Annotated in this window: 18 protein-coding genes and 1 pseudogene; 10 read left to right on the top strand and 9 right to left on the bottom strand. The window is 67.5% G+C overall.

The features are described from left to right. A partial coding sequence (kduI, locus tag ABIC65_RS17530; protein WP_354310399.1) for a 5-dehydro-4-deoxy-D-glucuronate isomerase occupies positions 1-797 on the bottom strand: 797 nt, incomplete at its 3' end. A 378-nt stretch (positions 798-1175) separates the two neighbouring features. Between kduI and ABIC65_RS17525 the strand changes: the two genes are divergently transcribed. From ABIC65_RS17525 to ABIC65_RS17510, 4 genes are read left to right on the top strand one after another with little or no spacing between them, the layout of a single operon-like run. Beyond that, positions 1176-1955, top strand: a complete 780-nt coding sequence (locus ABIC65_RS17525; protein WP_354310397.1) for a 2-keto-4-pentenoate hydratase — start codon at positions 1176-1178, stop codon at positions 1953-1955. Between the two features lie 36 nt (positions 1956-1991). After that, positions 1992-3278, top strand: a complete 1287-nt coding sequence (locus tag ABIC65_RS17520; RefSeq protein ID WP_354310396.1) for an MFS transporter — start codon at positions 1992-1994, stop codon at positions 3276-3278. 26 nt (positions 3279-3304) lie between these two features. After that, positions 3305-7102 carry a LamG-like jellyroll fold domain-containing protein gene (locus ABIC65_RS17515; RefSeq protein ID WP_354310394.1) on the top strand — a complete coding sequence of 1266 codons (3798 nt, stop codon included), beginning with the start codon at positions 3305-3307 and terminating at the stop codon, positions 7100-7102. After that, positions 7099-8280: a DUF885 family protein gene (locus tag ABIC65_RS17510; protein ID WP_354310392.1), complete on the top strand. Its 1182-nt coding sequence runs from the start codon at positions 7099-7101 to the stop codon at positions 8278-8280. Before ABIC65_RS17515 ends, ABIC65_RS17510 begins: the two co-directional genes overlap by 4 nt. Before the next feature lie 19 nt (positions 8281-8299). Here ABIC65_RS17510 and ABIC65_RS17505 read toward each other — a convergent pair whose 3' ends face one another. Further along, positions 8300-9823, bottom strand: coding sequence for a tryptophan halogenase family protein (locus ABIC65_RS17505; protein WP_354310390.1), 1524 nt, complete (start codon positions 9821-9823; stop codon positions 8300-8302). 94 nt (positions 9824-9917) lie between these two features. Further along, on the bottom strand, positions 9918-12974 hold the full coding sequence (locus tag ABIC65_RS17500) for a TonB-dependent receptor (RefSeq protein ID WP_354310388.1): 3057 nt from the start codon (positions 12972-12974) through the stop codon (positions 9918-9920). Between the two features lie 396 nt (positions 12975-13370). On the opposite strand from ABIC65_RS17500, the gene ABIC65_RS17495 reads away from it, so the two are divergent. From ABIC65_RS17495 to ABIC65_RS17480, 4 genes are all read left to right on the top strand, one after another. Further along, positions 13371-13853, top strand: coding sequence for a MarR family winged helix-turn-helix transcriptional regulator (locus tag ABIC65_RS17495; protein ID WP_354310386.1), 483 nt, complete (start codon positions 13371-13373; stop codon positions 13851-13853). 13 nt (positions 13854-13866) lie between these two features. Further along, entirely contained in the window at positions 13867-14724 is an 858-nt protein-coding gene (locus tag ABIC65_RS17490) for an SDR family oxidoreductase (protein ID WP_354310384.1), read from the top strand. Positions 14725-14791: 67 nt separating this feature from the next. Further along, positions 14792-15604: a glucose 1-dehydrogenase gene (locus ABIC65_RS17485; protein ID WP_354310383.1), complete on the top strand. Its 813-nt coding sequence runs from the start codon at positions 14792-14794 to the stop codon at positions 15602-15604. After that, on the top strand, positions 15597-17408 hold the full coding sequence (locus ABIC65_RS17480) for a glycoside hydrolase family 15 protein (RefSeq protein WP_354310381.1): 1812 nt from the start codon (positions 15597-15599) through the stop codon (positions 17406-17408). Before ABIC65_RS17485 ends, ABIC65_RS17480 begins: the two co-directional genes overlap by 8 nt. A 195-nt stretch (positions 17409-17603) precedes the next feature. Here ABIC65_RS17480 and ABIC65_RS17475 read toward each other — a convergent pair whose 3' ends face one another. Further along, positions 17604-18182, bottom strand: a complete 579-nt coding sequence (locus ABIC65_RS17475) for a substrate binding domain-containing protein (RefSeq protein WP_354310379.1) — start codon at positions 18180-18182, stop codon at positions 17604-17606. Further along, positions 18163-18240: pseudogene (locus ABIC65_RS17470) on the bottom strand (hypothetical protein); the annotation flags it as partial. The gene ABIC65_RS17475 and the pseudogene ABIC65_RS17470, both read right to left, overlap by 20 nt. Before the next feature lie 151 nt (positions 18241-18391). Between ABIC65_RS17470 and ABIC65_RS17465 the strand changes: the two are divergent. Further along, entirely contained in the window at positions 18392-19579 is a 1188-nt protein-coding gene (locus tag ABIC65_RS17465) for an MFS transporter (RefSeq protein ID WP_354310378.1), read from the top strand. 88 nt (positions 19580-19667) lie between these two features. On the opposite strand, the gene ABIC65_RS17460 is transcribed toward ABIC65_RS17465, so the two are convergent. Genes ABIC65_RS17460 through ABIC65_RS17445 form a run of 4 tightly spaced genes read right to left on the bottom strand, consistent with a single transcriptional unit; the run spans position 19668 to position 24289 of the window. Beyond that, on the bottom strand, positions 19668-20432 hold the full coding sequence (locus ABIC65_RS17460) for an HAD-IIB family hydrolase (RefSeq protein ID WP_354310377.1): 765 nt from the start codon (positions 20430-20432) through the stop codon (positions 19668-19670). A 28-nt stretch (positions 20433-20460) separates the two neighbouring features. Next, the gene (locus ABIC65_RS17455; RefSeq protein WP_354310376.1) at positions 20461-22800 is read right to left on the bottom strand and encodes a xanthine dehydrogenase family protein molybdopterin-binding subunit; all 2340 of its coding nucleotides are present in this window, start codon (positions 22798-22800) and stop codon (positions 20461-20463) included. Continuing rightward, positions 22797-23786 (bottom strand): FAD binding domain-containing protein, encoded by a 990-nt coding sequence (locus ABIC65_RS17450; RefSeq protein ID WP_354310375.1) that lies wholly within the window; start codon positions 23784-23786, stop codon positions 22797-22799. Before ABIC65_RS17450 ends, ABIC65_RS17455 begins: the two co-directional genes overlap by 4 nt. After that, the gene (locus ABIC65_RS17445; protein ID WP_354310374.1) at positions 23783-24289 is read right to left on the bottom strand and encodes a (2Fe-2S)-binding protein; all 507 of its coding nucleotides are present in this window, start codon (positions 24287-24289) and stop codon (positions 23783-23785) included. Before ABIC65_RS17445 ends, ABIC65_RS17450 begins: the two co-directional genes overlap by 4 nt. Between ABIC65_RS17445 and ABIC65_RS17440 the strand changes: the two genes are divergently transcribed. Next, a complete protein-coding gene (locus ABIC65_RS17440; RefSeq protein WP_354310372.1) occupies positions 24279-24890 on the top strand; it encodes a hypothetical protein in 612 nt (203 codons plus the stop codon). The two genes, ABIC65_RS17445 and ABIC65_RS17440, sit on opposite strands and share 11 nt — an antisense overlap. The last annotated feature ends 58 nt before the right edge of the window (positions 24891-24948 follow it).

Below are 24948 nucleotides of genomic sequence, written 5' to 3'. Positions count from 1 at the left end.
TGGTTCTCGCCGGCCATCGCCCAGATGAAGGCATAGGCCTTGGTGCCCGCGCCCATATGGATCGACCAGGGCGGGCTGATCACCGCTTCCTCGTTGGCCATGACGATGTGGCGGGTGGCCTCGCCCTCGCCCATGAAGTGCATTACGCGATCCTTCTCCAGGTCGTCGAGCTCGAAGTAGAAATAGATCTCGCTGCGGCGCTCATGGACGTGCGGCGGCATGGTGTTCCACACGCTGCCGGGCTTGAGCACCGTGAGCCCCATCACCAGCTGCGCGCTGTCGCACACGCCGGGGATGACGAATTGGTAGATCGTCCGCTCGTTCGATTCCGCCAGGCTGCCCCGCTCGAGCGCATTGGCGTCGGCGATGCCGAGCTTGCGGGAGGTGAACGCCTGGTGCGCCGGGCAGGACGCCAGATAGAAACGCGCGCCCTCGCCGGAGAAGACCACGTCCTTCGCGCCCATCGTCACGTACAGGCAGTCCTTGTTGCCCAGCGGGAAGACCTCGCCGTCGACGGTCACGGTACCCTCGACCGCACCCACATTGACGATCGCCAGCTCGCGCCGCTCGAGGAAGGGATGCCCTTCGGCCGATTTCGGCTCGGCCTGTGCCGGAAGCCGGACCTCCCCGCCCGCCACCTGCACCCCGCCGATCACGAAGCGATCGGCATGGGTATAGTTGAGCACGCATTCGCCTTCCCGGAACAGGCCGGAAATCAGATAGCGATCGCGCAGTTCCTCATTGCTCACGCATTCCATCATGTCCGGATGGGTGGCGTAATAGGTACGGTCGAACATGCGGCACTCCTTGCAAAATCATGCGGGACGGAGAGTCGATGCGCCGATCATGGCAAGACCGGCCGACACCGGCAGGCAGCTCGCACCACATCGTGAAACGCCGATCATGACGATCCTCTCCATCCGCCCTCGTCAGCGGTTGGCTCAACTGGTAACCGGTGTCAGTCATGCGTGCAACCCTTCTGGTCCACCTGCTGGGTCCATACGTAGAGATCCGCTTCGACTTCCGTGTCTTGCATGCATGCGACACCCGGGATCGACTCGCTCGATCCACTCCCTTGATCGGATTTTACATCCGCGACGCACGCAACAGCTTGCCATTGACACCGGTTTCCCATACCGATCGGGAAAAGGACAATCCTAGCGAGAGGGGCGGCAGTGGAGCCGAATAGCGATATTTCGCAGATAGCGCGCGCGTTCGTGGAAGCACGCCGAACCGCCTCCTCGCTGACCGCCTTCCCCGGCACCATTCCAGCGGACCTGCCTGCAGCCTATGCCGTGCAGGACTCAGCCTTGGCGCTGGTGCCGAAGCCAGTGGCAGGCTGGAAAGTCGGGCGAATCAACCCGCCCGTGGACGGTGTCGACCGGCTGGCGGGCCCCATTTTCGCCGATCAGGTCGAGAAAGAAGACGGCATTGCGATGCCGATCTTCGCGGGCGGATTCGGCGCGGCCGAAGCGGAGTTCCTGTTGCGTGTCGGCGGGGCACCCGATCCGGCGCAGCGCCGTTTCAGCATGGCCGAGGCGCGCGCGTTGATCGACGCGGTGCATGTCGGGATCGAGATCGCCAGCTCGCCCTTTGCCGGCATCAACGATCACGGCCCGATGGTCACCATCTCGGACTTCGGCAACAATAACGGCCTCGTCGTCGGTGCCGCCATCGACGACTGGCGCGAGATCGATCTGAACCGATGGCCCGTCGCACTGCACATCAACGGCGCGGAGATCGGCACCGGCATCGCCGCGGACATGCTCGACGGCCCCTTCGGCGCGGCGCGCTTTCTGTTCGAGCATCTGGCGGCGCGCGGCATCGCGATCACGCCGGGCCAATGGATTTCCACCGGTGCGGTCACCGGCGTCCACCCCGTCGCGATCGGCGACCGGGTGGAAGCGCGGTTCGACGACCGGCTTTCGGTACGCTGCACGATCAAAGAACAATAAGGCCCGCGACGAGGCCGCACACAGGAGAGAGGACCGATGGCTAGCAGGGAGGCGCCGGCGGTCACGGCCGCGGCGGACAAGGTCGGGCGGTATCGCTGGGTGATCTGCGCGCTGCTGTTCGCGGCGACCGCGATCAACTATGTCGATCGCCAGATGATCGGCGTGCTGAAGTCGACCATCTCGGGCGAGCTCGGCTGGTCGGAAACCACCTATGCCGACGTCATCTTCTGGTTCCAGGCCGCCTATGCGATCGGCTATCTGACCTTCGGCAAGCTGGTCGACTGGGTGGGCGCGCGGATCGGCTATTCGATCGCCTTCGTCATCTGGACGCTCGGCCATACGCTGTGCGGCTTTGTCGGCTCCGCCTTCCAGTTCTCCGTCGCCCGGTTCATCCTCGGCATCGGCGAGAGCGGCAATTTCCCCGCCGGCCTCAAGGCGGTGACCGAGTGGTTCCCGGCCCGCGAGCGCGCGCTGGCCACCGGAATCTTCAACGCCGGCGCCAATGTCGGCGCGGTGGTGACGCCGCTGATCGTGCCCGCGATCACCATCGCTTTCGGCTGGCGCATGGCATTCATCGTCACCGGCGTCGCCAGCCTGGTCTGGCTGGTCGCATGGGTGGCGTTGTATCGCCGGCCGAGGGAGAGCAGCAAGCTCTCCGCTGCCGAGCTGGCCTATATCGAAAGCGACATGCCCGATCCGGTGCGCAAGATCGGCTGGCTGAAGCTGCTCGGCTATCGCGAGACCTGGGCCTATGCGCTGGGCAAGTTTCTGATCGACCCGATCTGGTGGCTGTTCCTGTTCTGGACCCCCGATTTCCTCGCCAAGACCTATCATCTCGATCTGGTGAGCTTCGGCCCGCCGCTGATCGTGATTTACCTGATCTCCGATCTGGGGAGCGTCGCCGGCGGCTGGTCCTCGTCGCGGCTGATGCAGCGCGGGTTCACCGCCAATGCCGCGCGCAAATGGACGATGCTGGCCTGCGCCATCCTGGTGACGCCGATCTTCTTCGCGCAATATGTCGACCATCTCTGGCTCGCCGTCGCCATCGTCGGGCTGGCGACTGCCGCGCATCAGGCCTTCTCGGCCAATCTCTATACCATCCCGTCGGACATGTTCCCGCGGGCGGCGGTGGGCTCGGTGGTCGGGATCGGCGGGACGGTGGGTGCGATCGGGGGGATGATGATGGCCAAGTTCACCGGCTATATCCTCGAGGTGACGGGCAGCTACACCATTATCTTCGCCGTGGCCGGCAGCGTCTATCTGCTCGCCGTGGCCGTGGTCCATCTGCTGAGCCCGCGCCTAGCGCGCGTCGACAGCATCTGAGCCGGTTGCAGGAGAGGATCGCCGTCATGCCCACCCGCCCCCTCACCTCCGCGCTCGCCCTCGCGATCGGGTGCCTGTCGCTGCCCGCACAGGCGCAGACCGATGCCGCTCCCGGCCTGCTATTCCGCGCCTCGGCCGACACGTCGCTCGATGCCGATATCGCGGGGGGCGATCCAGCGCCGAACTTCCGCGCCCATGTCGACATCGTGCACGACGGCGCGATCGGTGGCGCGGCGCGCTGGGCGGACGACGGCTATGTCGCGTGGAAGGCACCGGGCAACATGCGCGCGGCGCGCGGCACGCTCGCCTTCTTCTGGCGCGCCCGCGAGCCGCTGGGCGAAGTGCCGTTCGTGATCTTCCGCGCCGGCTTTGCCGACCACACCAGCTGGGACATGGCCTTCCTGCGGATCGACTGGAACGGCCATGGCTTCGACGCCTTCGTCACCGACGCCAATCTCTCGCGGATCCGCGTCTCGTGGCGGATCGATCCGCTGCCCGATCCTGCCGCGTGGAAGCACATCGCCTTCGCCTGGGACGAGACGCAGGGCGTCCGCCTCTATGTCGACGGCCGCGAGGTCGCGCGGAAGGACCAGCGCGCCGATCTCGATTCCGGGCTCGACCAGTTCGGGCTCGCCGGCCGCGTCATCGCCCCGCATCAGGTGCAGAGCCGCTACAGCTTCATGCGCGGATCGGACGTGGACGAGATCCGCGTCTACGACCGAATGCTGTCCCCCACCAATGTCGCGAACCTCGCGGTCAAGGCAGAGCCCGGTCCGCTTCCCGTACCCGATCGGACCGCCGAACGCGCCGCCTGGCTCCACCGCTATGGCTGGGACAAGGCGCTGCCGCCGGTGCTCGACGCGCCCGTGACGCGCGTGCGCAAGGTGGAGTTCGCCGACGCCAAGGACTTGAAGGAATGGATGTGGAAGGGCGTCGACGGCATCGCCGAGACGACCTGGCCCGGCGTCTACAACCGCTCGCGCCTGCCAGGCCGCGACGATTATTTCGAGCTCCCCGACTGGAACACCTATGTCGAGGGCGGCAAGCGCTACGACCTGACGGTGCCGGCAGGCGAGCGCTTCAACCGGGTCGAGCTGCGCGGGGCCGCCTATGGCACACTCAGCTGGAGCGGCGACGGCAAGGACCAAGTGCTGGCCAGGCGCCCGCAAGGCGTGGTGCGCAGCGTCGACCAGTTCGCGCCGCGCACCGGCGGCATCCTGCGCTTCACCAATGTGATGCAGGAACAGCCGATCCAGGAGCTCTGGGCCTATGATATCGGGCCGGGCGCGGAGCCGGCAGGCAGCTTCAAGCTCGACTACACCATCCGCGCGGAGGTGGCGCCGACGCTTGCGGCGCTGGCGCCGCTCAACGCCTTCATCGCGGGCCGCTACGCCACCGACGAACGCGCGACCGTGGTTGCGATGCCGACGGCGGGCGTGAAAGCCGCCGTGGGTGCCGGTGCTGCAGGCGGCGGCGGCAAGGTTGCACGTCCGGCGGGTATGGCGCCGATCGTCCACATCCTCCTGCCCGCCAGCCTCGGCGACGCGCCGCCCGACCAGCCCGTCGCCCGCGCCTTCGACTATGGCTGGCAGAATCTCCATGACGGCCTGGACGGGATCGCGCTCGACCTGCCCGCGCTGCCCGGCAGCCAGCCAGTCGCGCTGGACATCCGCGTGAAGGACCCGATCTGGCCCGAGCGCGACATGATCGACCTGTCGGTCACCGTGCGCCCCGGCGAGAAGCGCACGCTCTGGCTGGACCTGCGCGATCGCATCCTGTCGCCGGACAGCCTGTATCTTTCGATCGCCGCCTCCGATCCCGCCTTCTCGGCGGCGAGCCTGGACGGCGCGCGGATCCGGCTGGTGTTCAAGCCCCGCGCCGAGGCGCTGGCGGAGCATGTCGCGGACCGGCTCAACCAGGTGAAGGACAATTGGGCCTTCCTGGTCGAGGAGCATACCGCTTCGAAGCGGATGGCGCTCTACCGCCGCCTGTTCGCCGACATGACCGACCTGCTGCGCGTCGACCCGGACAACAAGCTTGCGCGCACCTATTGGGCCGACATCAACTATCGTCCGGAGAACATGCCCGCCTTCACCCAGCCGGTCCCGCAGGCGGGCGAGCCGCTCTGGGCGTTCCGGCAGCTGGAGGATTTGCGCTATGTCCGCCGCTTCGTCGACTGGTGGATCGACGAGCGCCAGGTGCCCTATGGCGATTTCGGCGGCGGCATCTCCGACGATACCGACCTGATCCAGCAATGGCCGGGGCTCGCGCTGATGGGCATCGAGCCGGACAAGATCAACGCCTCGCTGCGCGCGCTGTCCGACGCGGTCTTCGCCAACGGCATGCGCACGAATGGGCTAGGCACCATCACCACCGACGAGTTGCACGCCTATGAGGAAGGGCTGAACTCGGATGCCGAGCGGCTGTACCTCAACTGGGGTGAGCCCAAGGCGGTCGAGCGGCTGATGGAGACCACGCGGGCGCTCCAGGGGGTGATCCTCAAGAATCCGGCCGGGCACCTGCACTTCGCCTCCAACTGGTATGGCGGGCGCAAGATGTACCGCGATGCGGCCTGGGCCTGGCAGAAGCCGTACAGCTTCACCGTGATGCACGCGCCGATCCTGATCGGGCTGTACAACGGCAATGCGGAGGCCCGAGGGCTGGTCACCGGCGTGATGGACGGGTGGCTGGCGCATGGCCGGCAGGATGCGAGCGGCGGCTGGAGCTTCCCCAACGAGATCAACTGGGGCACCGATGCCGAGCGCGCCGGGGACGGCGGCGGCGTCACCACGCCGCTGCAGAGTGCCTGGAGCGCGTGGCGCTTCACCGGCGACGCGAAATATCTCCGCCCGATCGAGGCGCGGATCGCCAAGGGCGGCGCAGCGGCCCTCGCCGAATTCAACGAGAACGCCTTCACCGCGCTCCCCGGCGGCGCGAAGCTGCGCGCCGACATCGTCGCCGCGGCCAAGGCCGATCCCTTCTCGCTCTACGCCCGCTGGGACGCGACCGGCGATATCGGGGCGCTTGAGCGGCTCCATGCCGAGGCGATCGCGGACAAGGCGCAACACGAATATCTCTACACCGAAGGCCATTGGTGGTCGGACCGGGTCGAGCAGCCCAACGAGATCCTGCAGCGCGAGCGGCTGGGCGGCATCGCACTCCGCCGCAACCAGACCTGGCCGGGCAACAGCGTCTCCTGGCGCTTCACTGAAGATGGTGCCGGCGAGCAGGTCGCCATCCTGGTCCCCGGCGCGACGCCCGATCGCTTCCGGGTCCTCGCCTATAACCGCACCGATCGCCCGCAGCGGGCGACCATGACGGCCTGGAACGTCACCGCGGGCAGCTGGACGATGCGGCGGTCGACGAGCGACGACGGCGGCGCGACCCTGGCCGCGGACGGCGGGCCCGTTACGCTGTCGCTGGAACGCAGCTCGGGAACCGATGTCGTCTTTGCGCCGCATAGCACGACGATCTACGATTTCGCGCTTGCCACGCCGACCATGCCGCTGGAGCAGCGGCCGGATCTCGGCATCGGCAGCGACGATGTGGTGCGCACGCCAAACGGGTTCGCGGTAACGGTCCACAGCCTTGGGGCCCAGCGAGCCCCGGGCGGGACCCTCACGGTGCGCGCAGCGGACGGCGCCGTGCTGGCAACGGCCGCGATTCCGCCCCTCGATGCGCCCGCCGACCTGCGGCCGCGTACCGCGGTGGTGCGGATCGCTGCGCCGACGCAGCAGGCGGCGAGTGTCGAGGTCGCGCTCTCGGGGAACGCGCCGGAGGTCACGCGCCGCAACAACCGTGTCGCGCTACGGCCCGCCCGATGAGGGTCACGCGGCGCCATTTGCTCGCGGGCGCCGGCGCGCTTGCACTCGCTCCCGTGGAGGCGAGTGCGTCCATCGACGCCGACATCCGCCACGCGCTGGACGAAGCGGCAACGCTCCCGCCGGATCGCACCCTGGCCCTGCTAGCCCCCCTCGCGGCACGGCGCGCGTCGCTGGGCAGCTACCTCGACCTGCACGCCGCACGCGCGGGCCTGCGCATCGACCTGGCGCTGGCGCATGCACCCTCGAGCAGATCGCGACGCTTCGAACTGCACGTGCAACGGATCACCGGAAACGATGCCGAGCTCATGCGGGTGGAGCGGGACCTGCATGCCGCCCATGGCGCGCTGGTGGCGCGCGCAACCGCTGCCTTCGACCGCCTCGGCCTCCCCGGGACCTCGGTCGGCGCGCGCTTCGAGCGACTCTGGCGCGATCCGCGCTACCTCTTCCCGGACGATGGCGACGGCCGCGCCGCCGCCGTGGACGCGATGCGCGCGACGCTCGTCGCCATCCAGCCCCGCCTGTCACGGCTCGTCGGCACCCTGCCGCCGGAATGCCGCGCGGTCGAGATCCGCGCCCTAAGCGCCGAAGAGATCGCTGCCGGCAAGGGCGGGTACCGCGTCCTCCCCGGCGCGGGGGTGCCCGGTGCCTATGTCGTGGACCTGAAGGACATCCGTCGACGTCCAAGCTTCTCGCTCCCGAGCGTCGTCGCGCACGAGCTGCTGCCGGGCCATATGGCGCAGCTGCCGCAAGAAGCCCGTGCCCAGCCGCATCCGCTGCGGCTACGCTATGCCGCCGCCTTCCCGGAAGGCTGGGGAAGCTATGCCGAGATGCTGATGGCCGAGGACGGGCTGTTCGCCCAGCCGCACGCCTTGCTCGGCCATCTCCACTGGATGCTCTTCCGCATCTGCCGCGGCCTCGCCGACATCGCGCTACATGTGCACGGTGCGAGCATCGATCAGGCGCTGGCCGAGATGCGGGGCTCGATGGGGGAGTCGGTCTATTTCGCCCCCTTCGCGACGGACATGGCCCGGATCGCGCAGGAGCCCGCCATCCGTGCCGCCGAGGCTTGGCTGCCGCTCCGCCTGCGCACCCTGCGCCCGCGCGATCGACGCGACTGGCCGCGTTTCCACGGCGCGCTGCTCCGAACGGGCCGCCGCAGAACCGAGCAATGTCGCTGAACGGCGAGCGCTTGCTGCCCTAGACGCCCGCTCCCGCCAGGCCGCCGATGGCCCGGAGATAGTCACGGTGCGGCTGCGCCAGCGACATCGCGCGGCCGATCGCCTCCCGCATGCGGGCGAAGGCACCCTCCAGTTCGCCATCGGTGAAGTGATCGGCGAGGGGATCATATCGGTCCGGCAGCAGCTCGAACCCCGCATACATGGACAGCCAGCTGGGATCGCGGAAGGATTCCCATTCGTAGCGCGCAAACACGCCGCGACTGCGGAACAGCGCTACCTTGTGGGCAAGTTCCTCGGGCAGTGCGAGGCTGCGGCAGGCGTCCCATAGCGGCTCGCCTACCCGGCCGTTCGCCCAATAATGGAGCAGCAGGAAATCGCGGACCCGCGCATATTCCAACCTGGTAATGCGGTTGAACTCGTCCGCCAGCTCGGGCGCGAAGCCGCGATCGGGCATCAGGTTGCCGAGCCGCTCCACCCCCGACTGGATGAGGGTGAGGCTTGTCGACTCCAGCGGTTCAAGGAAGCCTGCCGACAGCCCGAGCGCGACGACGTTCTTCTCCCAGACGCGCGCGCGGTGGCCGGTGATGAAGCGCAGGAAGTTCGGCTCCGCGAGCGCCTCCCCTTCCAGCCCGCCGCGCAGCACCGCCTGCGCCTCGTCGTCGGAGAGATGGGCGCTGGCATAGACATAGCCGTTGCCCACGCGGTGCTGGAGCGGAATGCGCCACTGCCATCCGGCCGACAGCGCCGTGCTGCGCGTATAGGGCGTGAAGGCGTCGCCATGCGTGCAGGGCATCGCCACCGCGCGGTCGCACGGCAGCAAATGGCTCCAGTCGACATAGGGTACACCGAGCGTGCCGCCGAGCAGCAGGCTGCGGAAGCCGGTGCAGTCGAGGAACAGATCCACCTCGATACGGCTGCCGTTCTGCAGCGTCACACCGGTGAGGAAACCGCTCTCGCCGTCCTGCTCGACGGTCGCGACGGTGCCCTCGACATGCCGTACGCCCCGCCCCGTCGCGAGGCGCGCGAGAAAGCGGGCGAACAGCCCCGCGTCGAAATGCACCGCCCAGTCGAAGATGCCGAGGTCGTTGGGCGGATTCTCCGCCGGCGGCATCACCAGCCCGCGCAGCGCCATCTGGGTCGCGAGGGAGTAGTCTGCGAGCGGCGTCTGGTCACCGCCGGCGCGGCGCTTCAGCCAGTAATGGTGGAACCCCACGCCGCGCGACGCGATCCCGTACAGCCCGAAGGGGTGGAAGAAACTGTTGCCGGGCCGCGCCCAATCACGGAATTCGATGCCGAGCTTCGCCGTGCCCTTGGCCTCGCGCAGCACCTCCGCCTCGCTCACCCCGATCGCGCGAAAATAGTCGCGGATCGCCGGCACCGTCGCCTCGCCCACGCCGACGGTGCGGATATCGGGGCTCTCCAGCAGCGTGATGGTCACCGGCTGGCGATCGAGCAGCCGCTCGAGCAGGGCGGCCGCCATCCAGCCGGCGGTGCCGCCGCCGACGATCAGGATGGAGCGAATGGGTTGTCCGGCTGCGCGCATCTTCTTTTCCTAGGGCCAAGCCGCGAGCGGCGGAAGCACTCGGAACGAGCGACGCCCCGGTCCGCACAGGACCGAGGCGCCTCAGAGAGCAGGATCAGAACTTCGCGCGCACGCCGGCCATGAAGCGGCGCTCGTAGATGTTGTTGTACGCGCGCTCGTCCGGATAGACGATATAGTATTTCTCATATTCGCCGGTCAGGTTCTGGCCCTGACCGTAGATCGTCACATTGGGCGTGATGTCGTAGCTGATCGACGCGTCGACATAGTTGGTCGGCGCCTGGTACAGTTCCGACCCCGTCAGGCCGTTGACGAAGTTGGACTGGACGGCGCGCTTGGAGCGATAGTTCCACGCAACGCGCGCCTGGATGCCGTGCGCCTGGTAATAGAGCGCGGCATTGGCCTGATATTTGGAGTTATCCTGGAACGGGATGTCCTGCCCTGCCAGATCCTTGTCGCCCGTGCTGGAGGGCGAATAGGTGAAGTTCAGGTCGTAGCCGAAATCGCGCGCGAAGGTCGGCATGAAGCCGATGTCGCCCAGCGACTGCTTCCACGACGCCTCGATGCCCTTCAGCGTGCCGCCGCCGCCCTGCACCAGCGTGTTGATCGGCACGGTGCGGTTGCGGACCACGCCGTCATTGTCGGGCAGGTCGCTGCGGTAGATGATGCCGTTCTGGATGAAGCTCTGCACGTCGATGTAGAAGGCCGCGAGGCTGAGCATCGAGGCGCGGCCGATATAATATTCGACCGAGGCATCGAGATTGTCCGCGCGCCACGGATCGAGCTGCGGATTGCCCGCCTGGCTGCCGCCGGTGACGCGGAACAGGCCGGTCGAGGTATCGATCGCATAGCCAGGGGTCAGGCCGCCACCCCACTGGTCGAGGTTGAGCAGCGTCATCGTCCGTGCATAGGCGAGGCGGAGGCGCAGCTTGGGCGTGAAGTCGAAGGCCAGGTTGAACGCGGGCAGGAAGTCGGTGAACTCGCGCTGGGTGCGCAGGTCGCCGCCGTCTTGGTTGGACAGGCCGTAGGGCAGCGGGCCGCCCACGACATTCTGGCGAATGTCGAGCTTGGTGTTGATCACCCGCAGACCGCCATTGCCGCGCACGGTGATGCCGCCCAGTTCCAGCTCCTTGAAGTTGAGCTGGAAATAGCCGGACCACTGCTTGATGCCGACATCGTAGGAAGCGCCCGGGTTCAGATGCTCCTGCTCGTTCGGGTAGAAGCCGTTCTGGAACGCCGCGGCATTGTCCATCGTGTGCGGGTCGAGCACATAGACCGCCGGCAGGCCGCTGCCCGGCAGGTTGTACGGCTTCACCTGCCCGTTGAACACCGGATCGGTCGCCTTGCGGGTCAGCCCCGCGGTGTAGAAGCCCGCGCCGTCACCCGCCGAACAGGTGGAGTCCTTCACGGACACGTCGAACGCCTTCCACTTGACCAGACAGCCGGCGGCATTGCTCGCGCCCTGGCCGGCATAGACCGGCGCGACGCGCTCGAACTGGTAATTGTCGACCGAACGATCGCTGTAGCGGATGCCGCCGGTGACGTTGAACGTGTCGCCGATGTCATATTCGGCATCGAAGCGACCGACCTTCAGGTCCGCCCGGCGCCGGTAATTGTCCTCGGACGACATCGTCTTCAGCGCGTAATTGGCCGCATTGCCGAGCAGCGAGGTCAGCTGGGTCGGCAGGGTGAAGCTGGGCTCGTCGCTGGTATAGTCGACCGTCGCGCGCAGCGAGTTGAGGCCGGCCAGCGTGTTGACCGTATAGCCGCCAGGATTGAAGGCGCGGTCCCCGCCCAGCGCCGCCGGATAATGGCCGATGCCACCCGGCTGCCACTGGATGCCGTTGCTCACGCTGAACTGGAGGTAGCTCTGGTCCTGGTTCTGCGTCGCCTTGCCGTAGAGGCCGCGCAGCGTCGCCCGGAACTTGCCACCGTTGTCGAACTTCAGCTCGGCATTGTAGTTCTGCGATTCCGATTTCCACTTGTAGGTTTCCGAGTAGGAATCGAAGTTGCCGAGGTCGTACTGGTACACCTGGGTGGTGTTGACGTGGTAACCGCCCGAGGTCGCGCCCGTATCCTGCGACTTGAGGGGCACGAACTCCGCCGCCTGCCAGTTGACGTTCTGCATCTGGATGCCGGCGGTGCGGTTATACTGGGTCTGCTGGGTGTAGAAGCCGTCGGCGGTGAAGCTGAGCGCGTCGTTGAGCTTGGCCTGGAACGAGCCGTTCACGCCCAGCCGCTGGCGCTGGGTGATGCGGTTCCAGGCGGTGAAGCCCTGCGGCACGATGAACGTGTCGTTGGCATCGCCGTCGCCGTTGACGTCGATGCCGCCGGCTACCGGCGTACCGCGCGGGCGCGTCGTTGCGGTGCAGCCCGGGGCCTGGGGCGAGAAGCCGCCGCAGCTGGTGGCATCCGCCAGCCCCTCGTTGTGGAGCGCGGCACCATAGCCTTCCTGGATGCCGTTGTGCGAATTGGACAGGTTGAGGTCCGAATAGGCGGCGGAGACGATGAAGCCGACGCGATCATTCTGCCAGCCGACCAGGCCGTTGACGTTCGGGTCCCAGCTTTTGGTCTTGTCGCCGTACGAGCCTTCGGCCGTCGCGGCGAGGGTGAGGCCGCGCTTCAGGTCGAACGGGCGGCGGGTGCGCAGATTCACCGTGCCGGTGATGCCGGCATTGAGCAGGTCCGCCGTGGTCGACTTGATCACGTCCGCGCCGGAGAAGAGCTGAGACGGGATGTCGTTGAAATTGGGCTGAATCGTGGTGATCGAATTGGCGCCGAGATAGGCTTCGCCGTTGAGCAGCGTGGTGACCTGGGGCAGCCCGCGAATGTTGATTGCAGCGCCCTCGCCCGCGTCGCGGCGGATCTGCACGCCGGTGATGCGCTGAAGCGAATCGGAGATGGTCACGTCGGGCAGCTTGCCGATGTCCTCTGCCGAAATCGCGTCGACCACCGACGCGGCGTCGCGCTTTACTTCGATGGCACGGGCCTGAGACGCGCGGATGCCGGTGACGACAATCTCGTTGTCCTGTCCGGCAGCGCTGTCAGCAGCCGGCGCGCTTTCCTGCGCAAAGGCAACACCACTGGTGGCCATGCAGAGAATGGAGACTGCGCAAAGCAGATTGCTGCGGCGGAGATGGAAGGACTTCACCATGTCTCAAACTCCCATACAAGGGGAGGCAGCCTTGGTTGCGCCTTGTCCAGGTGCGCATCCTCTCCCTCCCGCACTAGCGACTTTTGTCGTCCGGGGAGCATGTAGAGATCAAAGCGCCCATATCGTCAACTTAAATATATCAACTTTTCTTTTTGATGCGTTGAAGATGAAATGTCCTGCAAGAGCGTCTGTTTTCGCGAGAAACCGGCCAGAGGCTGCAGCGGAGTTGTAGTGCACGGTCGCCTATCCCGATACGGCCGGCGAGAACCCGACTGCGCACGCGAACATCTGAGATATCCCGCGATTGCCGCCTGCACATCGATGTTGGTCGTTTCGAGGGAACCAACACTTCTATGCCTAGTTTGACAATATGCTGTCAAATTGGGTTCTGGTTGGATGCCAAACGAGGAAACGGATGTTCGAGAGCTTGCGCTGGCCGTCTTTGCAACCAGCGGCAGGCTGATCGCGACCGGGAATGAACTGGTCGCCCCTCTCGGGCTGACCAGTGCCTGGTGGCAAGTCCTGGGCGCCCTGCGCTACTCGCCCGTGCCACTCCCCACCGTGTCGATCGCCCGCAATATGGGGCTCACCCGGCAGGCGGTGCAGCGTGTCGTCGACCTGCTGGCCGAGCGCGGCATGGTCACGTTCCAGGACAATCCGCAGCACCGCCGCGCCAAGCTCGTCGTGCTCACCGAAGCCGGGTTGGCGGCGGTGACCCGCGCCGAGCAGGCGGTCGCCCCGCTCGACAAGGAAATCGCCGATCGGGTTGGTCGCGCCCGTATCCGGGACGCGATTCAGACGCTCGACGCAATGAACGTCATCCTCTCGGAATGGCTTGATCGCGCCGCCCCCGCCGCGCTTCCCGACCCCCACGCGTAAAAGGAAACTCGTCATGATCCTGGTATCAGGTGCCACTGGTGGCATCGGTGGTGAAGTGTGCCGCCTGCTCAAGAACGCCGGAACGCCGTTCCGCGCCCTGTGCCGCAAGCAGGAGCAGGTCGAGAGCCTGGCAAAGAAGGGCATCAATGCCGTTCGCGGCGATTTCGATCAGCCGGAAACGCTCGCGGCGGCGATGCAGGGCATCGACACGATGTTCCTGATCACGCCTCCCACCCAGCAGCAGGTGGCGCAGGAGACCGCCGCGATCGATGCCGCCAAGGAGGCGGGTGTGCGCCGGATCGTCAAGATCTCCGCCTCCGACGGCAATGTCCGCTCGCCCGTGCCCTGGGCGAAGGCGCATGCGCTGATCGATCATCACCTCCGCGCATCGGGGATCGGCTGGACGATCCTCAAGCCCACCGCGTTCATGCAGAACTTCCTGTGGTTCAAGGATCCGATCGCCAAGGGGTTCCTGCCCCAGGTGGCCGGCAAGGGATCGGTCTCCTGGGCCGATACCCGCGACGTCGCGGGTGTGGCCGCCGCCGTTCTGACAGAGGACGGCCATGAAGGCGCGACCTATTTTCTCACCGGGCCGGAGACGCTGGACATGAAGGAGGCGGCGGCCCGCCTGTCGAAAGTGCTGGGGCGCAAGGTCCGCTATCTCGACCTACCCTCCTCGCTCTTCTGGGGTCTGCTGCGCCTGACGGGCAACTCGGGCTGGATGGCCAAGGGGTTGGTCGTGCAGTTCGCCGACGTCGTCGCCGGGCATCATGACATCGACCCTACCTTCGAGATCGAGCGCCTAACGGGCAAGCCGCCGCACGACTTCACCGATTTCCTGCTGCACCACCGGGCGCAGTTTTCTCGGTAGCCGCCCCGCCCGATCGTGCGTTGTCGCGCGACGTCCTGCCACTCTGTGCAATTCTGGAGACACGCTCATGCCGTCGACCAACGCCTCCCTCGCGGGTCATGCCGCGATCGTCACCGGTGCGAGTTCGGGCATCGGCCTCGCGGTTGCCGAGGCGGTGGCGGCGGCCGGTGCGGCTGTGGCGGTGAACTACCACGCCCAGGCCGAGCCCGCGGAGGAATTGGTCCAGCGGATCACCGGCCAGGGCGGGCGCGCGATCGCAGTGCAGGCCGATGTGTCGAAAGAGGCGGAGGTGATCCGCCTGTTCGACGAAGCCGCCGCCGCCTTCGGCCGCATCGACCTGCTCGTCTCCAACTCCGGCGTGCAGAAGGACGCCGCCGTCGCCGAGATGACGCTGGAGGACTGGAACACCGTCATCGGCATCAACCTGACCGGCCAGTTCCTCTGCGCGCGGGAGGCGGTGAAGCGCTTCCGGACGCAACCCGAGCAAGGGCGTCCCGCCCGCAGCGCCGGCGTCATCGTCGCGATGAGTTCGGTGCACGAGATCATCCCCTGGGCGGGGCATATCAACTATGCCTCCGCCAAGGGCGGCGTGCGGATGCTGACGCGCTCGCTCGCGCAGGAGGTCGCCGCCGACGGCATCCGGGTGAACGCCGTCGCACCGGGCGCCATCCGCACACCGATCAACAAGGAAGCCTGGGACAGCGAGGAAGCGCTGGAAAAGCTCCTTCGGCTGATCCCCTATGGCCGCATCGGCGAGCCCAAGGATGTCGCACGTGCGGTCGTGTGGCTGGCCTCGGACGAGGCCGATTATGTGACGGGGACCACGTTGTTCGTCGATGGCGGCATGTCGCTCTACCCGGAATTCCGCGACAATGGCTGAGCCTCGCTGGACGATCGGCGAGCATGGCATCATCGGCGACCTGGAGACGGCGGCGCTGGTCGCGTGCGACGGCACGATCGATTATCTGTGCTGGCCGTCGCTCGACAGCCCGACGATCTTCGCCGACTTGCTCGACCGCGAGCGCGGCGGCGCGTTCCGGATTGCGCCCCTGCTGGACCAGCCGCGCTACCTCCAGCTCTACCTGCCCGACACCAATGTGCTGCTGACGCGCTGGATGACGGAGCAGGGCAGCGCCGAAGTCGTCGACCTGATGCCCCAGCCCGAGGCGCGCCGCCGCGCCGGGCGCGAAACGCGCTCCCTGATCCGCCGGGTGACGATGACCAGCGGCACCGTGACCTTCGCCACGCGCTGCACGCCGCGCTTCGATTATGCGCGCGAGGTACCGAACGTCGCCGACATGGACGGCGGGGTCCGCTTTTCGGGGCAGGATCTCTCGCTCTGCCTCTTCGCCTCCGTGCCGCTCGACCGGCGGCACGGCGAGGCGGGCGCGCGGTTCACCCTGTCCAAGGGCGAAAGCGCCTGGTTCGTCCTCGGCGACGACGGGATGCCGCGGCCCGACGACGATGCCGTCCGCGCGCAGATCGAGGCGAGCACCCAGGAATGGCGTTCCTGGCTGGGCAAATCGACCTACAACGGTCGGTGGCGGGAACAGGTGCTGCGCTCGGCCATGACGCTGAAGCTGCTGACCTCCGCCCGCCATGGCTCTATCGCCGCCGCCGCGACCTTCTCGCTGCCCGAGGCGAAAGGCGGCGAACGCAACTGGGACTATCGCGCGACCTGGATCCGCGATGCGTCCTTCACCGTCTACGCCTTCCTCCGGCTGGGCTTCACCGAAGAGGCCGAGCATTTCTATCGGTGGGTCGGCGAGCGCATCATGTCCGCTGGCGGCCAGAACCCGCTGCAGATACTCTACGCGCTGGACGGGAGCGCTCCCGACGAGGAACGCGAACTGGCGCATCTGGCCGGCTATGCGGACAGCCGCCCGGTGCGGATCGGCAACGCCGCGAGCGAACAGACGCAGCTCGACATCTTCGGCGAGCTCCTCGACAGCGCCTATCTCGCCAACAAATATGGGCCCGCGATCCCGCACGAAGGCTGGCGGCATGTCTGCGGGCTCGTCGACCAGGTGATCGAACACTGGCAGGAGCCGGATGCCGGCATTTGGGAGATGCGGTCCGAACCCCGCCACTTCCTCCATTCGCGCGTCATGTGCTGGGTCGCCCTCGACCGCGCCATCCGCCTTGCCAGGAAGCGCTCGCTGCCCGCCCCGCTCGTCGCCTGGACGGAGGCCCGCGACGCGATCGTCGACGACGTCTGGAAGAACTTCCGCCACCCCGAGCATGGCTATTTCGTCCAGGAACGCGGCGGCACCACGCTCGACGCGGCGCTGCTGATGCTGCCGCTGGTGCGCTTCGTGTCCTCGACCGATCCGGTCTGGCTCAAGACGCTCGACGCCATCGGCGCGCAGCTCTGCGACGACGGGCTGGTCTATCGGTATCGCGGCGGCGACGGTCTGAAAGGCAACGAAGGCGCCTTCACCACCTGCACCTTCTGGTATGCGGAGTGCCTCGCCCGCGCGGGTCGGCTCGACGATGCGCAGCTGGTCCTGGCGAAGGGGATCGCCTATGCCAACCATCTCGGCCTGTTCGCCGAAGAAACCGACGCGCGCGGCTTGCCGCTCGGCAATTTCCCCCAGGCGCTGACCCACCTCGCCTTTATCAGCGCCGCCTACTTTCTCGATCGGCAACTCGATCCGTCCTACCGACCGACGTGGCAGCCCTGACCACCGGTACGGAGCAGGTCGTGGCCGGCTCGAGCGATCCTCTTGGGAGAATGCACGATTGCGATGGAGATCGATGCCGGCCAACCTGTCTCGCCCGACGACATCCTTAACCAGCTGGAGGGCGGCATCCTCCAGTCGCTGAACTGGGCGACGCGATCACCAACGCAACCGGCGCGCGGCTGCGCGACATGCCGCTCACGCCGGCGGGGGTGAAGGCCGCAATCGGGCTGGCAGGTTGAGACGCCGCACTCCGTCGGCGGCCAGCATCTCGCGCAGTGCCTGGTCGAGTGCATCGATGAATGCACGCACCTTGGCGGGCACCAGCTGCGCGGTCGGGTAGACCGCCCAGATGGCGAGCGGATCGGGCACGCCGTCCGCCAGTTCGACCTCGACCAGCGCGCCGCTGCGGATCGCCGGATCCACGTCCCAGCTCGACAGATTGGCGATCCCGAGCCCACCCAGGCACGCCTGATGGATCGCCTCGATCGAGTTGGCGCTGAACGCACCGCCCACCCGCTGCCGGACCCGCTTGCCGCCCTGCGCGAATTCCCAGTGCGTCATGTTGGTCGGCAGCAGGCATTGATGCGCCGACAGTTCCTCGATGCGCTGCGGCGTTCCCCGCTCCGCCAGATAGGCAGGCGACGCCACCAGGCGGCGGGGATTGTCGGCCAGCTTGCGGGCGACGAGATGGTTGTCGCGCGCCGACCTCCTGCTCCAGCGCCGCCAGCCCGCGCGACGCCGCCATCGCGCCGATCCCAAGCCGCCGCGCTGCACCGGCGATGCTCCCGGCCTGCACCGCCTCCACGAAGATCGCCAGCGCTGCGAGGTCCATTATATCGCTTTCAGTTACACTGCCCTAACCGATCAGATGAGTACCGCCATATCCGTTGCAATGCCATATCCGCCGCATCGAAACCGCCGACATGGCAGCCCGAACACCGACATCGCGCCAGCGCCGGCAAGCATTTTGTGAGGACCATCGCATGCATGCCACGACGCATCCTGCCGGCCCGATCGCGCCCGTACTCGGCCGCGGGCTGAACTTCGCCATGGCGGTGGCGGCGGGCCTCGCCGTCGCCAACATCTATTACAACCAGCCGATGCTCGGGATCCTCGAAGGCGAGATGCCCGGCGCGCTGACCGGCCTCGTCCCCACCGCCACCCAGCTCGGCTATGCGCTGGGCCTGTTCGCGCTGGTGCCGCTGGGCGACCTGGTCGAACGGCGGCGGCTGATCGTGATCCAGTTCCTGGTACTCGCCGCCGGACTGGTCGGCGCCGCGCTCGCTCCCTCCTCCGCGATGCTGCTGGTCGCCTCGCTGCTGCTCGGCGCCTCGGCGACCGTGGCGCAGCAGATCGTGCCCTTCGCGGCGCAGCTCTCCTCGCCCGAGAAACGCGGCGCGACCGTCGGCACGGTAATGTCGGGGGTGCTCTGCGGCATCCTGCTCAGCCGCACGCTGGCGGGCTTCGTCGCCGCGCACGAAGGCTGGCGCGCGATGTTCTGGCTGGGCGTGCCGCTGGCGCTGGGTGCTGCGCTGCTGATGGCGGTGACGCTGCCGCACAGCAAGCCGGCGAGCGACCATAGCTATGCCAGCCTGCTCCGCTCGCTGGTGCACCTGTGGGGCGAGTTCGGCGCGCTGCGCCTAGCCGCCATGACCCAGGCGCTGTTGTTCGGTGCGTTCACCGCCTTCTGGTCGATCCTCGCGCTCTACCTGCAGACGCCCCGCTTCGGCCTGGGCTCAGAGATTGCCGGGCTGTTCGGCATCGTCGGTGCGATCGGCATCCTCGCCGCGCCTGTCGCCGGCCGCTATGCGGACAAGCGCGGGCCGCACCAGGTGATCCTCGCCGGCACGCTGCTCACCGTGGTCTCGTGGATCGTGTTCGGCGTGTGGCATGCGGTGGCCGGGCTGGTGATCGGCTGCGTCCTGCTTGACTTCGCGGTGCAGAGCGTGCTCGTCTCCAACCAGCACATCGTCTACGCGCTTCGCCCCGAGGCCCGCTCCCGGCTGAACACGATCTTCATGGGATCGATGTTCCTGGGCGGGGCCGGCGGTGCGGCTGCCTCCACCGCGGCCTGGAACGCCGGCGGCTGGACCGCTGTCTCGGCGCTCGGCATCGGCCTCGCCCTTCTCGCCTCCGCCCTGCAGCTCGCCGGCCGCCGCAAGGCTGGCTGAGCGCTGCACGCCCGCGCCGATTGCCCCTTCGGGAGCGGCGTGGGCAAGCCGCTGCGTGGCCACACTGGCGCCGACCACCACCTTCTACCTACCTCGCGTCGCCATCCTTGCGGCTCCAGGCGATCAGCGCCTGCAAGATCGTCGCGGTTTCCGCCGGGTCTCGCACGCGCACGCTGTCGATGCCCGCGGCCCGCACCGGATCGTCATTGCCGCCCGGATAGATCGCATCGCCGAAGAACAGGATCGCGTCCCTCGGGACTGCAGCATGATCGACGAGGCGATCGATGGCGTATGCCTTGTCGATCCCTTCGCGCGTGATGTCGAGCGAGGTCGTTCCGCCGATCCGGATGGAGAAACCCGGCAATTGCGCCGCGAGCCTGCCCTGGAGCGCAGATCGTCTGGCCTGATCGGGGTCCCAGCGCTTCTTCGCGTCGACAGGCGCCTCCTGCCCCAGCGCCGAGAAGGTAATCTGGGTACCGCGATCCTCTATCTGGGGACCCCAAAGCCGCTCCGGTTGCAGTCCCGCATCGGCGACGGCGCGCTCCAACGCCGTTAGGATCCGGGTGCGCTCGGCAGGGGTGAAGGTTTCAGCGTAGAGCTGCCGCCAACCGCCGTCGGCAAAGCGGTACAGCTTGGCGCCGGTGGTCGGCATGATGAACAGCCGTTCCAGCCTTGTACCCTGCGGCAAGCGCGCGACGACCTGCACCTGGAACTGTTTCCAGTCCCCGCCGGAGATCACGGCCACCATCGCGATGTCGAGCAAGGCCTTCAGGCACGCGGCCATGGGCGCCTCGAGCGGCTGCTTGCTCTCGGCAAGCGTCCCGTCGAGATCGAAAGCAACCAACTGCTTCACGCCGTGCCCCTCTGCGAAGAAGCCGGTTTCAAAGCAGCTTGTCCAGGGTGATCGGCAGGTCGCGCACGCGCCTGCCCGTCGCGTTATAGATCGCGTTCGCCACCGCGGCCGCCACCCCGGTGATGCCGATCTCGCCGACGCCGTGCGCACCCATTGGGGTGTGGGGGTCGGGGATGTCCGTCCAGATCACGTCTATCTCCGGCACGTCGAGATGCACCGGCACATGATACTCGGCCAGGCTGGGATTCATGATGCGGCCGCTCCGCTCGTCGAACTGGGTCTCCTCCATCAGCGCCATGCCGAGCCCCATGATGATGCCGCCGCGGAACTGGCTGGCCGCCGTCTTTGGATTGAGGATGCGGCCGCAGTCGAACGAGCCCAGGAAGCGCCGCACGCGGGTCTCGCCGGTGACGGTGTTGACGGCGACCTCACAGAACAGCGCGCTGTGCGAATGCATGGACCAATGCATCGTCTCCAGCGGCATCGATCCCGCCTTGGTGACGGTAATGGCATCCCGCTGCGCCCGTGCGAGGATGGAGGCGTAGCGCTCGCGCCGGGCAGGATCGGCCAGCGCGGCAAGACCGCCGTCGTCGCAACCAACTTCCTGCGCCGACAGGCCGGCAAGCGGCGAGTCATTGCCGGCCAGCTTGAGCAGTTCGCCGATCAGTTCGCTATGCGCCGCAATCACCGCCGCGCCGATCGCTGCGGTCTGCTGCGATCCGCCCGCCATGATCGCGCCGGGAATGGCGGAATCGCCATAGACCACTTCGACCTGCTCGATGCCGAGGCCGAACCGTTCGGCCGTGACCAGCGCGGTGGTGGTGGCCGTCCCCATGCCCATCTCGGCGGCGGCGACCTCCACCTTGGCGCGCACGTCCTCGCCGTCGCGCGACAGGGTGATCCGGGCCTCGGCGCCCGGCATTCGGTAATAGGGATAGGTGCCGGTCGCGCAGCCCTGGCCGATGCGCCACTCGCCCTCCCGGCGCGTACCCGGCGCGGGACGATCCGCCCAGCCGAAGCGCTCGGCACCGCTCCGCCATGCCTCGGCGATGTGGCGCGAGGAAAAGGGCCGGCCGTTGACCGGGTCCTTCTCCGGCTCGTTGCGGAGGCGCAGCTCGACCGGGTCGATGCCGAGCTGCTCGGCGAGCTCGTCGATCGCCGATTCGAGCGCGAAGGTGCCCACCGCCTCGCCCGGTGCGCGCATGAAGGTGTTGGCGAGCGTGTGCATCCGCGTGACCTCCACCTTCAGCAGGATGTTGGGCGACGCATAAGCGGCCTGGCTGCCGAGGATGAACGGCTCGGGCATGTTGTTGTGCGGCGTCATCACCGACAGGCCGGTGTGGATCAGCGCCTCCAGCGTTCCGTCGGCACGGGCGCCCAGCGCCACCCGCTGCTCGGTCAGGGACCGGCCGCCGACCACGCGGTAGACGCCCTCGCGGGAAAGCGCGATTCGGACCGGCCGCCCGGCCAGCCGCGCCGCCGCGGCACCGATGATCTGGTGGTCCCACAGTCCCTTGCTGCCGAATCCGCCGCCGACATAGGGCGAGGTGAGCCGCACCTGCTCGGTCTCGAGCCCGAACACGTCCGCCAGCGTCTGCGCCTGCTGGGTCACCATCTGGCTGGCATCGTGGATGGTCAGCGTGTCGCCGTTCCAGGCCATGGTGGCTGCGTGCGGCTCGATCGGATTATGGTTGTGCCGGGGCGTGCGATAGATCTGGTCGACCTTGTGCGGCGCCGCCGCGAAGGCCGCTTCCGCGTCCCCGACTTCGTTCAGCAGCGGATGGCCCATGAAGACCGCCTGCTCGATTCCCTTGGCCTTGGCGTCGGCAAGCGAGGTCGTCGCTGCTTCGGTCTCATAGGTGATCTGCAGCAAGGTAACGGCGTGATCGGCCTGCTCCTGGGTTTCGGCGAGCACACAGGCGATCGGCTGGCCGTTCCAATGGATGCGGTCGTCCTGCAGCACCGGCAGGTCCGCGGGGCCGACGCCCATGGGAGACGAGCCGAAGGCGGGCGGCGTCGCCATGCGCGGTGCGTTCCGGTGCGTCATAACCAGCACCACGCCGGGCGCCGCCTCTGCCGCAGCGCTGTCGATCGCGGCGATGCGGCCGCGCGCGATCGTGGCGTAGGCGAGCGCGGCGTAGACCATGTTCTCGAAGCGATGCTCTGCCGAAAATGCCGCGGTTCCCGTCACCTTGAGCGCGCCGTCCAGCCGCGATACCGGCGTGCCGATAGCGCCGTGCTTGCGGGCGATCAGCGGATCGGGCACGCCGCCGGGAATCCAGCTGTCGGGCGCAAGCGGCACCAGCCGCTCCAACGCGCCCTGAACCAGGCCCTGCGCGGCCTGCTTGGCATTCTCGACGATGCTCACGCCGCTTCTCCCGTTGCGAGTGCCTGCAGCACGGCCGCCAGCGTGCGTCCGGCGAGTGCCGGCTTGAACGCGTTGTCGCGGAGCGGCTCGGCGTCCTGGAATTCCAGCGCCGCAGCGTCCAAAAAGGCCTGAGGCGTTGCGCGTGCTCCGCGCAGCGCCGCTTCTGCTTTGATCGCGCGCCAAGGCTTGTGGGCCACGCCGCCGAAGGCGATCCGTACGTCCGATACGCGATCCCCCTCCAGCTTCAGCGCCGCTGCGACCGAGATCAGGGCGAAGGCATAGCTCGCCCGGTCCCGAACCTTTCGATAGGTCGAGGTCGCCGCAAAGGCGAGCGGCGGAAGTTCGACAGCCTGGATCAATTCGCCGTGCGCCAAGCTCGTATCCCGATCGGGTGCGTCGCCGGGAAGACGATGCAGATCACCGAATGCGATGCTGCGCGACCCCGCGGGGCCCGTCACGTGCACGAGGGCGTCCAGCGCGGCCAGAGCCACACACATGTCTGACGGGTGTGTCGCCACGCATGCTTCCGACGCGCCCAGCACCGCATGAATCCGGTTGAACCCCTCGCGTGCGTCGCAGCCCGATCCGGGCAGCCGCTTGTTGCAGCGGGATCCGTCGGTGTCGTAGAAATAGGTACAGCGGGTTCGCTGCAGCAGATTGCCGCCCACGGTCGCCATATTGCGGATCTGCGCCGATGCGCCGGCGAGAATCGCTCGCGCCAGCATCGGGTAACGCGTCCGCACCGCGCGATGCTCGGCAAGCGCGGTATTGCGAACCGCTGCGCCGATCAGCAGGCCGCCGCCTTCGGTTTCCTCGATCGTCGCGGGAAGCGTGCTCACATCGACCAGCGTTTCGGGACAAGCGACCGTTTCGCGTAGGAGGTCCACCAAGTTTGTGCCGCCGCCCAGGAAGGCGGCGCCGGCGCCCGCGCCCAGGCGTACGGCCTCGGACGCATCGGTTGCGCGCAGATAGGTGAAGGGCGTCATGCCGGGACCTCCGCCGCGAGCGTCGCCCGGATCGCATCGATGATCCCATTATGCGCACCGCAGCGGCACAGGTTGCCGCTCATGCGTTCCTGGATCTCCTCGCGAGACAGCGTCACCTCGGCGGCAAGGTCGGCCGACACATTGCTGGGGACGCCGCGCGCCGCCTCCGCGGCCATGCCCAGCGCCGAGCAGATCTGCCCCGGCGTGCAATAGCCGCACTGGAACCCGTCATGCTCGATGAACGCGACCTGCAGCGGATGGAGGGCGTCCGCGCCCGCCAGTCCCTCAATCGTGGTAACCTCCCGCCCGTCCACCTGCACCGCCAGCGTCAGGCAGGCGAGAACGCGCTCGCCATCCACCAGCACCGTGCAGGCGCCGCACGCCCCCTGGTTGCAACCTTTCTTGGTGCCGGTGAGGTGCAGGTCCTCGCGCAGCAGGTCGAGTAAAGACGTGCGAGGATCGGCGGGTGCCGACACCTTCGCTCCGTTGACGATGAGCGACATCCCGATCCTCCGGTGGAGCACTTACAGAGCGGTAACGACAAGCGCGACGATTGGTGCCATGAAGCAATTCGCCAACGCGTCGAGAAGAAGAACGTCGGCGCAAGGGCGCGCGACTTGCGCCTCGGTTGGCACCCGGAGCAGCGGGTTCCCGAGCTCGGGGAGCACCATCAGTATACGCCCGCCGACCGAAGCTGCAGGTCCCGATATCGCTGGTGGCTTCAATCGCGCCCGCTTCATCCTGCGCGACGAACCCTATCGCCCGGGCGATCGTGCGATGCTGAAGGTGAAGCAGCACCGCACCGCCGATTGTGTGGTCGGCGGCTTCCGTCGCACCAAGGGGGAGAACGGCATCGCATCGCTGTTGCCGGGCCTCTATGACGATACGGGGCTGCTCCACCATGTCGGCTTCACGTCGGCTATCGCTGCGGCCGAGCGGCGGGCGCTCCTGCGCAAGTTGGAACCGCTGGTCGCGCCGCCGGGCTTTACCGGCAAGGCGCCGGCACAGTGCCGGATGAAGCAACTTGTCCACGAGGTCCGGCCGGCGGAATTGTCTACCCTGTCACACCCGCATGACGCGCGGCGAACCAATATGTGTGATTGAAGAGGCTCAGCGGCGACGCAACAAAAGGCGCCCACTCTTGACGTCGCGTTCCTTGCCG

It is taken from the genome of Sphingomonas trueperi (assembly GCF_040545665.1).
Classification (GTDB): domain Bacteria; phylum Pseudomonadota; class Alphaproteobacteria; order Sphingomonadales; family Sphingomonadaceae; genus Sphingomonas; species Sphingomonas trueperi_B.
The sequence above is the reverse complement of the archived record's forward strand: the minus strand, read 5'-3'. Positions and strand labels throughout refer to the sequence as shown.